12 protein-coding genes are annotated in these 9,538 nt (G+C 68.1%); 4 read left to right on the forward strand and 8 right to left on the reverse strand.

All coding sequences use genetic code 11. The features are described from left to right. Window positions 1-43 precede the first annotated feature (43 nt). The 3 genes from coxB to AC3IFE_RS12670 form a co-directional block, all read right to left on the reverse strand. A complete protein-coding gene (gene coxB / locus AC3IFE_RS12660; RefSeq protein WP_301739662.1) occupies window positions 44-1,633 on the reverse strand; it encodes a cytochrome c oxidase subunit II in 1,590 nt (529 codons plus the stop codon). Window positions 1,634-1,689: 56 nt separating this feature from the next. Further along, window positions 1,690-2,214: a DUF2244 domain-containing protein gene (locus AC3IFE_RS12665; protein ID WP_089468525.1), complete on the reverse strand. Its 525-nt coding sequence runs from the start codon at window positions 2,212-2,214 to the stop codon at window positions 1,690-1,692. Window positions 2,215-2,409: 195 nt separating this feature from the next. Further along, window positions 2,410-3,375, reverse strand: coding sequence for a methyltransferase domain-containing protein (locus tag AC3IFE_RS12670; RefSeq protein WP_489190730.1), 966 nt, complete (start codon window positions 3,373-3,375; stop codon window positions 2,410-2,412). Window positions 3,376-3,456: 81 nt separating this feature from the next. Here AC3IFE_RS12670 and AC3IFE_RS12675 point away from each other — a divergent pair, with 81 nt between their 5' ends. Both AC3IFE_RS12675 and trmL read left to right on the forward strand, forming a co-directional pair. Next, entirely contained in the window at window positions 3,457-4,254 is a 798-nt protein-coding gene (locus AC3IFE_RS12675) for a ComF family protein (RefSeq protein ID WP_489190731.1), read from the forward strand. 102 nt (window positions 4,255-4,356) lie between these two features. Then, the gene (gene trmL, locus AC3IFE_RS12680; RefSeq protein WP_089468528.1) at window positions 4,357-4,827 is read left to right on the forward strand and encodes a tRNA (uridine(34)/cytosine(34)/5-carboxymethylaminomethyluridine(34)-2'-O)-methyltransferase TrmL; all 471 of its coding nucleotides are present in this window, start codon (window positions 4,357-4,359) and stop codon (window positions 4,825-4,827) included. Between the two features lie 34 nt (window positions 4,828-4,861). Here the strand turns inward: trmL and AC3IFE_RS12685 are convergent, their stop codons facing one another. From AC3IFE_RS12685 to AC3IFE_RS12705, 5 genes are all read right to left on the reverse strand, one after another. After that, window positions 4,862-5,386: an O-acetyl-ADP-ribose deacetylase gene (locus tag AC3IFE_RS12685; protein ID WP_089468529.1), complete on the reverse strand. Its 525-nt coding sequence runs from the start codon at window positions 5,384-5,386 to the stop codon at window positions 4,862-4,864. A gap of 91 nt (window positions 5,387-5,477) precedes the next feature. Continuing rightward, a complete protein-coding gene (locus tag AC3IFE_RS12690) occupies window positions 5,478-6,476 on the reverse strand; it encodes an NAD(P)H-dependent glycerol-3-phosphate dehydrogenase (protein ID WP_489190732.1) in 999 nt (332 codons plus the stop codon). A gap of 25 nt (window positions 6,477-6,501) precedes the next feature. Further along, the gene (secB, locus tag AC3IFE_RS12695) at window positions 6,502-6,984 is read right to left on the reverse strand and encodes a protein-export chaperone SecB (protein WP_011353285.1); all 483 of its coding nucleotides are present in this window, start codon (window positions 6,982-6,984) and stop codon (window positions 6,502-6,504) included. A 107-nt stretch (window positions 6,985-7,091) separates the two neighbouring features. Then, window positions 7,092-7,352 (reverse strand): glutaredoxin 3, encoded by a 261-nt coding sequence (gene grxC / locus AC3IFE_RS12700; protein WP_006477722.1) that lies wholly within the window; start codon window positions 7,350-7,352, stop codon window positions 7,092-7,094. Beyond that, on the reverse strand, window positions 7,349-7,771 hold the full coding sequence (locus tag AC3IFE_RS12705) for a rhodanese-like domain-containing protein (RefSeq protein ID WP_027785516.1): 423 nt from the start codon (window positions 7,769-7,771) through the stop codon (window positions 7,349-7,351). Before AC3IFE_RS12705 ends, grxC begins: the two co-directional genes overlap by 4 nt. A gap of 136 nt (window positions 7,772-7,907) precedes the next feature. On the opposite strand from AC3IFE_RS12705, the gene gpmA reads away from it, so the two are divergent. Then, on the forward strand, window positions 7,908-8,654 hold the full coding sequence (gene gpmA, locus AC3IFE_RS12710) for a 2,3-diphosphoglycerate-dependent phosphoglycerate mutase (RefSeq protein WP_089468532.1): 747 nt from the start codon (window positions 7,908-7,910) through the stop codon (window positions 8,652-8,654). 261 nt (window positions 8,655-8,915) lie between these two features. Next, the coding region (locus AC3IFE_RS12715; protein ID WP_489190733.1) for a S41 family peptidase at window positions 8,916-9,538 on the forward strand (623 nt) is incomplete at its 3' end.

The raw sequence follows: 9,538 nt of genomic DNA on the forward strand, positions 1-9,538 counted from the left end.
GAGAATCTCCTAATGCGAATACGTCGACTAACTCAGCGACACGTCAAGCCGCCGGGCCGATCTCGACACGCCGGGCTTCCTTCGCGTCAGCCCCGCCCGTGATCGTTTCCGGCTTTTTGAGAATAATGTGGTCTTCCGCCACGCCTGCTGCCTTCAGCGCATCGCGCACGGCCTGCGCCCGATGCTTCGCCAGGTCGGCGTTCGCGTCGGCCGAGCCGGTCTTGTCGGTGAAGCCCGACAGCGCGAGCTTCGCGTCCGGATGCGCCTTCGCATAGTCGGCCGCAGCGGCGATCGCCGCCTTCGCGTCGGCCGGCAGCACGCTCTTGCCCGTCTCGAAGTAGATCGTCGACAGCGCGGCCGATGCCGCTGCCGCCGGTTGCTCGGCCGCGCCCGACGCGGCTTGCGCCGGTGCCGAAGCCGCTTCAGCCGGTGCCGCGCCCGCCGTGTCTTCCGGCATCTTGCCGTTGCGTGCGTCAGCCACTTGCTTCGGCTGCAGCAGGTCGTTCTTGTGGTTGCCCCACGAGTTGCGTTCGTACGTGACGACCGAAGCGATGTCGAGGTCCGACAGCGACGCCCACGACGGCATCGCGCCCTTGCCGTGCAGCACGCGCTCGACGTGCGCGGCGATCGGGCCGTTCACGATCGGGCTGCCGTCCATCGCCGGGAATGCGCCGAGGCCCTTGCCGTTCACCTGGTGGCAGGCCGCGCAGTTCGCCTTGTAGACTTCCTCGCCGTGCGCGACGAGCTCGGCCATCGTGTAGACCTTGTTCGGATCGACCGCCGCGCTGGCCAGCTTCGCCTTCTGCGCGGTGACCCACTTCGCGTAGTCGTCGTCCGACAGGACTTCGACGACGACCGGCATGTACGCGTGCTCCTTGCCGCACAGCTCGGTACAGAAGCCGCGGAACGTGCCGACCTTGTCGGCCTTGAACCACGTGTCGCGCACGAAGCCGGGGATCGCATCCTGCTTCACGCCGAACGCGGGCACGTACCACGAGTGGACGACGTCGTTCGCGGTCGTGATGATGCGGATCTTCTTGTTGACCGGCACGACGAGCGGATTGTCGACTTCCTGCAGATAGGTGTCGGTGATCGGCTTCTTGCCCATCACTTCGTCGCGCGGGGTGGTCAGCGTCGACAGGAAGCCGATGCCCTCGCCCGGGCCCTTCACGTAGTCGTAGCCCCACTTCCACTGGTAGCCGGTGACCTTGATCGTGAGATCGGCGTTCGTCGTGTCCTTCATCGCGACGACGGCCTTCGTCGCCGGCAGCGCCATCAGCACGACGATGACGAACGGCACGATCGTCCAGATGATCTCGACGGTCGTGCTTTCATGGAAATTGGCGGCCTTGTGGCCCTTGGATTTGCGGTGCGCGAAGATCGAATAGAACATCACGCCGAACACGCCGACGAAGATCACCGTACACAGGATCAGCATCATCGTGTGGAGATCGTAGAGCTCCTCGGCGATCTTCGTGACAGGCGGCTGAAAGTTGATCTCGTTGACACGGGGGCCGCCCGGGCTATCACCGACCGCCAGGGCCGCACCGGCAAAGAGCAATCCGCTGCATGCCAGCACGCCCGCGAGGGCTCGCTTGATTGTTTTCATAGCATCCTTACCCAAAATTTCCATTCAAACCCTCCCCCGTCGCAAGCCGTCGGCCTGTTCCGGCCGATGACTGCGCCTCGTCAGCCGCAGCGCCTGAGCGACACGCGCAGTTCGTCGGCGAACTGCGCACGCTTGTACTGCGCGAGATGCTGCCCGATTACGACGGTCTGCCCGCGCGATACCAGCCGAATCGGATCGCGTGGCGTCGCACCCGGCTCGACCCGCACCCAGCGCGGGTTGAATTCGATCTGCGTGAGCCGCTCCGCATCCATCCGCTCGATCACGAGCCGGTGCGGGAACAGCCTGATGCGCTCGTAATCGACCGCATGGCGAGCATGGATCGCAAATGCGACACCTACCGCCAGCAACTCGATGCCGGTGAAGGGCATGACGAGCCAGGCCCCTCTCCACATCAGCAACGCCGCGATCGCCAGCGAGAAGCCCGCGAGCGACACGTAAAACAGCACGAACTGGCGTGGCGACACCGAACAGTTGCGTTTCATCAGCCAGTCTTCGAGGACCGGTTCGCTGTCCGCCGTCTCCGCCAAAACGCTCGCTGCTTCCATCGCCGCCTCACGCGAATGGCATGCGATGCATGCCTGCATCGGACTCGCCGCCCCGTATTGCGGGGACCCCGGGACGACAAGCTGACGCATTATAGGCGGGTTCAATGGCATCCACAAGCAAGCGCCTATCGCCCGCCAAGCCAAGCGCGACAAGCTTTCCGGCCGTTTTTCCCGCCAATTCGACCCCGCTTTGCGCCGCTAATTTCGGACATAACAAAACCCCTCTTTACCGCTTTACCGATTCTTCGGACGCCCCTTGCCGATGTCCTCGATGCGCACGATGCCGTGCCCTTCCGCGGTCGTGCGCGGCACGGCCTTCCATGCGTGGCCGTAGATCACCTCGAACGTGAGCGGGATCGTGCCGTCCTCGCGCCGGCGTGCGTCCAGCGCGTCGCCGAGCGCCGCGCGAAAGCGGCGCGTCGCGTGCCGCGGCGCCGTGCGCCCGAACGGATAGGCGCCCCAGCGACGCACGTCGGCGAGCAGGGAATCGGGGGATGGGTAGGTGACGGTCAGCACTTCCTGATCCATCACGGGAATCTCGAAGCCGCTCTCGACGAGCATGTCGCCGAGGTCGTGCATGTCGACGAAATCGATCACGCGCGGGGCGGGCGGCGCCACGCCGAGCGCCGCTTCGGCGTCCGCGCAGGCCGCGCGCAACTCGCGCAGCGTGTCCGGGCCGAGCGTGCTGAACATCAGCAGCCCGTTCACGCGCAGCACGCGCTGCCATTCGGGAAAGACGGTATCGGGACGCGAATGCCAGTGAAGCGCGAGATTCGACCAGATCAGGTCGAACGCGCCGCCCGCAAACGGCAGCGCGGCGAAGTCGGCCTGCGCGACGCGCGGGCCGCGCTGGCCCAGCGCCCGGCCGAGCGACGCCGGCAGCCAGCGGCGCCAGGTGGTCTGCTCGACCTCGCGCTGACCGGCCCGCGCGAGCATCGCGCCGGACAGGTCCACGCCGAACACCGGCGCTTCCGGAAACCGCGCGCGCAGCGCCGGCAGATCGTCGCCCGGGCCGCAGCCCGCGTCCAGCACGGCCGCGGGGCTCACCTTGATGTATTCGAGGCGCTCGTTCATCCGCTGCGCAATCTCGCGCGGCAGGAACGCAACCGCATCGAACGTGGCGGCACGGCGGTCGAAGATCCGCCGCAGGCGCCTGGCGTCATTGGCCGGACGGCCGGTTGAAGTCGAAGCTGGGGACATGTCGGGCACACTGGCGAAGAGCCCGAAGTATACTCGCTCGCCTCGCAAGCTTCATTGAGGCGGCATGCCAGGAGTGTTGCGATGGTCCACGGTTCCGCCGAGCGCACGATGCGCGTCGTTTTGTCGCAGGTTCGCGCGCTGGTCGGGCGCGTTGCCGCGGTCACGTTGCCGAATCGCTGCGCGCTGTGCGGCAATTTGTCACACACCGTGATTTGCGGCGCCTGCGATGCCGCGTACTGGAACGAAGCGCGGCTGCGCTGCGATATCTGCGCGGTGCCGCTCGGCGTCGGGCAAGCACGACCGCCCGGTTGCAACCGCCCCGGCGCCGGCCGCGCGGCCGCGTACCTGTGCGACGCATGCCGCACCGCGCCGCCGCCGTTCGATGCGACGCTCGCGCTCGCCGATTACCGCGCGCCGCTCGACGGGCTCGCGCGCGGCCTGAAGTTTCACGCACGGCTCGCGCTCGGCGGCGAATTCGCGGCCCGACTTGCGCGGCTGGTCGACGATACGCGCGGCGCGCGCGGCTTCGACCTCGTCGCGCCGGTGCCGCTGTCGCACCGGCGGCTCGTCGCGCGCGGGTACAACCAGGCGTGGGCGATCGCACGTCCGCTCGCGCGCCAACTCGGCGTGCCAGCGGACGCGGCCTTGCTCGCGCGCGTCGCCGACACAGCGCCGCAATCGCGGCTCGACCGGCACGCGCGGCGCGACAACGTGATGGCGGCTTTCGCGGTGGCAGGTCGCGTCGCCGGCCGCCACATCGCGCTCGTCGACGACGTGATGACGTCCGGCGCGACGCTCGCGGCGGCCGCGCAGGCGCTGAAGGCGGCGGGCGCCGCGCGCGTGACGAATCTGGTTGCGCTGCGCACCGCCAGGGATTAATTAGATAGAGAGGCCGGCCGCCGCACAAGCGGCCGTCACGAACCGGTCGGCCAGGAGCCTGCGCGCGTTGCGGGGCTCCGGCCGGCCCAGCCAAACCGAAACATGTTCAACGTCGTCCTCGTCGCCCCCGAAATTCCGCCGAACACCGGCAACGTGATCCGCCTGTGCGCGAACACCGGCGCGCACCTGCACCTGATCGAGCCGCTCGGCTTTCCGCTCGACGACGCGCGGATGCGCCGCGCCGGCCTCGACTATCACGAGTATGCGCAGATGCGCGTGCACCGCGACTGGGACGCGTTCGTCGCCGCCGAAGCACCCGATTCCGCGCGGATGTTCGCGTTCACGACGCGCGGCTCGGGCCGCTTCCACGATCACGCGTTCCTGCCCGGCGACTGGTTCGTGTTCGGCTCGGAAACGCGCGGCCTGCCCGCCGAGCTGCTCGAACGCTTCCCGAACGAACAGCGCGTGCGCCTGCCGATGCGGCCGGACAACCGCAGCCTGAACCTGTCGAATACGGTCGCGGTGGTCGTGTTCGAGGCGTGGCGCCAGGCCGGCTTCGAAGGCGGCGCCTGACGCGCGCCGGGCGCGGCCCGCGGCGCTGAAGGCGTCAGGTTCGCGCGAGCCGCGCGCGGTACAGGTCGTAGATGTCGGAGGAAAAGCACGCGAATACGACGCGTGCGAGGTTCGGCGCCTGCGCCAGCATTTCGGCGACGGTACCGACCGCGATGTCGACGGCCTCTTGCGCCGGATAGCGGTAGATACCGCAACTGATCGCTGGAAACGCGATCGACGTCGCGGCGACTTCCTCTGCCAACTCGATCGCGCGCCGGTAGCACGACGCGAGCAGATCGGCCTCGCCGCGTGCGCCGCCGTACCAGACCGGCCCGACCGCGTGGATCACGTAGCGCGCCGGCAACCCGTGGCCGCGCGTGAGCTTCGCGTCGCCGGTGTCGCAGCCGCCGAGCGTGCGGCACTCGGCGAGCAGGCCGGGGCCGGCCGCGCGGTGGATCGCGCCGTCGACGCCGCCCCCGCCGAGCAGCGAACCGTTCGCTGCGTTGACGATTGCGTCGACGTCGAGCGTCGTGATGTCGACGAGTTGTGCATCGAGCGTGGTGGAATGGATCTGCAGCATGACACCCTCGCGGAACACCGGAGACGATTCAAGCGTAGTCCGCTTTGGCGCCGCGCGCCCGGCGCAACCGTGCCGGGCGGTGCGTACCGCGCTACTCGGCCCGCGCGTCGCGGCGCAGCAGGCCGCTGACGGCGTCGCGCGGCGCGATCCCGTCGAACAGCACGCCGCACACGGCTTGCGTGATCGGCATTTCGATCGATTGCGCACGCGCGAGCGCCAGCACGGCCTGCGCGCAGCGCACGCCTTCGGCCACGTGGCCGAGCGCGCCGAGAATGTCGTTCAACGTGCGGCCGGCCGCCAGTTGCAGGCCGACCGTGCGGTTGCGCGACAGGTCGCCCGTCGCGGTGAGGATCAGGTCGCCGAGGCCCGTGAGGCCCGTGAAGGTTTCCGCGCGGCCGCCGAGCGCCACGCCGAGCCGCGACATTTCGGCGAGGCCGCGCGTGATCAGCGCGGCGCGCGCGTTCAGCCCGAGGCCGAGACCGTCGGAAATGCCGGTCGCGATCGCCAGCACGTTCTTCACCGCGCCGCCGACCTCGACGCCGACCACGTCGTCGCCCGTATAGATTCGCATCGCGCCGTGATGGAACGCGGCGAGCGTGCGCTCGCGGCATTCGGCCGACACACTCGCCACCGTCAACGCGACGGGCAGCGACTGCCCGACCTCGCGCGCGAAACTCGGCCCCGACAGCACGCCGTTGCTCTGCTGCTCGGGCAGCTCGGCCGCGATCACCTGATGCGGCAGCAAGTGCGTGTCGGCCTCGAAGCCCTTGCAGACCCAGACGACGTGCGCGGGCACGCAGCCCGCGTCGCGCATCGCGCGGCACAGCGTGCGCAGCCCGGCCACCGGCGCGGCGATCACGCACAGCGCGTCGTCCGCGGCGCCGTGCGCGAGCGCGGCGCCGAGATCGGCGTCGTAGCGCAGCGCATCAGGCAGCGCGATGCCGTCGAGATAGCGGGAATTTTCGTGCCGGGCCTGCAGCCCGGCGATGAGCGCGGCGTCGCGCGCCCACAGAAGCGTGTCGTGCCGCGCGGCCAGATGGCCCGCGAGCGCGGTGCCCCAGGCACCGGCGCCGAGAACGGCTACTTTCATACCCAGCACCGGTCCGAGCGAAACGTCAGTTCAGCGTCGTGCCATTCGGCGCGCCTGCCGCGGCGCCGGCCTGCTGCTGAAGCTGCGCGAGACGCTGCTCGTACAGCGCCTGGAAGTTGATTTCGGCGAGGTGGATCGGCGGGAAGCCGGCACGGGTGATCGCGTCGGCGATGTTCGAGCGCAGGTACGGGAACAGGATCGTCGGGCAGGCAATGCCGACGAGCGGATCGAGCTGCTCGTCCGGAATGTTGCGGATGTCGAAAATGCCGGCCTGCTTCGCTTCGATCAGGAACGCGACCTTGTCCTTCACCTTCGCGGTGACGGTGCCCGACACGACGACTTCGAACACGCTTTCCGCGAGGCGGTCGGCCTTGACGTCGACTTCGACTTCAACCGACGGCATGTCCTGCTCGAGGAAGATCGCCGGCGAATTCGGCTGCTCGAGCGACATATCCTTCAGGTAGACGCGCTGGATGTTGAAGAACGGTTGGTTTTCGACGTCGGACATGGTGTTTCCCTAAAAGTGGTGACGGGGCGGCCCGGCTGTTCGCCGGCCGCCACGGATGATTCCTGCGCGCCCAAGCCGCGGCGCGGCCGGCGGCCATTCTGCCCTAATCAGGCCGCTTGCAGAAGCGGCACGAGGCCGCCTTCGCGGTCGAGCTTCGACAGATCGTCGTAGCCGCCGACGTGCGTGTCGCCGATATAGATCTGCGGCACCGTGCGGCGCCCCGTGCGCGTCATCATTTCCTCGCGGCGGGCCGGATCGCGATCGATCAGCACCTTTTCGATCTGCTCGACGCCGCGCAGCTTCAGCAGGCGCTCGGCCTGCATGCAATACGGACACACCTGCGTGCTGTACATCAGAACCTTGTTCACTTCGCCACTCCTTGTTTGACGACCGGCATCCCGGCCTGCTGCCAGGCGGCCACGCCGCCTTCGAGCACGTGCACCTCGGCGTAACCCGCCGCCTCGACCTCGCGCGCCGCCTTCTGCGACTGCTGGCCGTTCTGGCAGACGAGCAGCACCGGGGTGCTCTTGTTCTTCGCGACCTGCGCAATTTTCGCGCCGATCTCGCCCGCCGCGACCTGACGCGCCGACGGCAGGTGGCCGGCGGCGAAATCGGACGCGGCGCGCACGTCGATCACGACCGCATTGCGGCGATTGATGAGCTGCGTCGCCTCCGCGGCAGACAGGCCGCCGCGGCCGCGGCGCAGTGCGGGCCATGCGAGCAGGCCGCCCGAAACCACCAGGATCGCGATAAGGGCCAGGTTGGTGTAATTGGTAAAGAACGTCACGAAATTCCGCCGGAAGAAGAGAAATCGGATGAGGACAATCCCGCCATTATAAAATAACCGCCTTGCGCGATGGCGGGCCCGGTCCGGGTGCCGCGCGACGCGCCCCGCTTCCCTATCACTACCGACCGCAAGATCCATGTACAAACTCGTTCTCATCCGCCACGGCGAATCGACGTGGAACAAGGAAAACCGCTTCACCGGCTGGGTCGACGTCGACCTGACCGAGCAGGGTCGCAACGAGGCCTACCAGGCCGGCGAGTTGCTCAAGGAAGCCGGCTACACGTTCGACATCGCGTACACGTCGGTGCTCAAGCGCGCGATCCGCACGCTGTGGCACGTGCAGGACAAGATGGACCTGATGTACCTGCCGGTCGTCCACTCGTGGCGCCTGAACGAGCGCCACTACGGCGCGCTGTCGGGCCTGAACAAGGCGGAAACGGCCGCGAAGTTCGGCGACGAGCAGGTGCTCGTGTGGCGCCGCAGCTACGACACGCCGCCGCCGGCGCTCGAGCCGACCGACGAGCGCGCGCCGTTCGGCGACCCGCGCTACGCGAAGGTGCCGCGCGAGCAGTTGCCGCTCACCGAATGCCTGAAGGATACGGTCGCGCGCGTGCTGCCGCTGTGGAACGAGTCGATCGCGCCGGCGGTGCGCGCCGGCAAGCAGGTGCTGATCGCCGCGCACGGCAACTCGCTGCGCGCGCTGATCAAGTACCTCGACGGCATCTCGGACAGCGACATCGTCGGCCTGAACATCCCGAACGGCGTGCCGCTCGTATATGAACTCGACGAGAACCTGAAGCCGATCAAGCACTATTACCTCGGCGACCAGGACGCGATCGCGCAGGCGCAGGCCGCCGTCGCGAAGCAGGGCAAGGCGGGCTGACGCCCGGCGCGGCGGCCGGCGGCGGTCCGGCGCGGCGTGCGGGGCCCGGCCTCGGCCCGCACGCCGCGCGAACCTTCCCGGCCCTGCCGTGGTCGAAACCGCTTTCGAACCCCGCAGCGCGCCCGGCGGCGCCCCGGCCGGGCCCTCAGCGGCCTTTTCGACGCTTTTCGCGCCGTTCCACTGAGTAATCGGACGAACAGTTATACTTGTCCGCTACATCCCCGCTACCGCCACGCGCTTCCCGACCGCACCAGACTCTCTATGCGAATGAATTTGAAGAACATCGGCCTGATTGCCGCGGGCCTCGCCACGGGCGTGTTCGCCACGCTGCAGGTTTCCGCATCGGCCGAGCAGACCGCCACGGCGCCGCTTCCCCTCGACCAGCTCCGCCTGTTCGCGGAAGTATTCGGGCAGATCAAGCGCGAATACGTCGAACCGGTCGACGACAAGAAGCTGCTGACGGCCGCGATCAAGGGCATGGTGTCGAGCCTCGACCCGCACTCGTCGTTCCTCGACAAGACCGACTATGACGAGCTGCAGGAGCAGACGAAGGGCCGCTTCGCGGGTCTCGGCATCGAGATCTCGCAGGAAGACGGCCTCGTCAAGGTGATCTCGCCGATCGAGGACACCCCCGCGTTCCGCGCCGGCATCCGTCCGGGCGACCTGATCACGCGCATCAACGACAAGCCGGTGCGCGGCATGACGCTCGACAAGGCCGTCAAGCAGATGCGCGGCGAGCCGGGCACCAAGGTCACGCTCACGATCTTCCGCAAGAGCGACGACCGCACGTTCCCGGTCACCGTCACGCGCGCGATCATCAAGGTCCAGAGCGTGAAGATGAAGATGCTCGATCCGGGCTACGCGTACATCCGCATCACGAGCTT

It is taken from the genome of Burkholderia sp. APQ4-4ca (genome assembly GCF_057837105.1).

Excerpts from the sequence above, each read along its gene's own strand:
- coxB (WP_301739662.1), bottom strand. The coding sequence starts at position 1,633 with ATGGAAATTTTGGGTAAGGATGCTATGAAAACAATCAAGCGAGCCCTC.
- AC3IFE_RS12665 (WP_089468525.1), bottom strand. The coding sequence starts at position 2,214 with ATGCAGGCATGCATCGCATGCCATTCGCGTGAGGCGGCGATGGAAGCA.
- AC3IFE_RS12670 (WP_489190730.1), bottom strand. The coding sequence starts at position 3,375 with ATGTCCCCAGCTTCGACTTCAACCGGCCGTCCGGCCAATGACGCCAGG.
- AC3IFE_RS12675 (WP_489190731.1), top strand. The coding sequence starts at position 3,457 with ATGGTCCACGGTTCCGCCGAGCGCACGATGCGCGTCGTTTTGTCGCAG.
- trmL (WP_089468528.1), top strand. The coding sequence starts at position 4,357 with ATGTTCAACGTCGTCCTCGTCGCCCCCGAAATTCCGCCGAACACCGGC.
- AC3IFE_RS12685 (WP_089468529.1), bottom strand. The coding sequence starts at position 5,386 with ATGCTGCAGATCCATTCCACCACGCTCGATGCACAACTCGTCGACATC.
- AC3IFE_RS12690 (WP_489190732.1), bottom strand. The coding sequence starts at position 6,476 with ATGAAAGTAGCCGTTCTCGGCGCCGGTGCCTGGGGCACCGCGCTCGCG.
- secB (WP_011353285.1), bottom strand. The coding sequence starts at position 6,984 with ATGTCCGACGTCGAAAACCAACCGTTCTTCAACATCCAGCGCGTCTAC.
- gpmA (WP_089468532.1), top strand. The coding sequence starts at position 7,908 with ATGTACAAACTCGTTCTCATCCGCCACGGCGAATCGACGTGGAACAAG.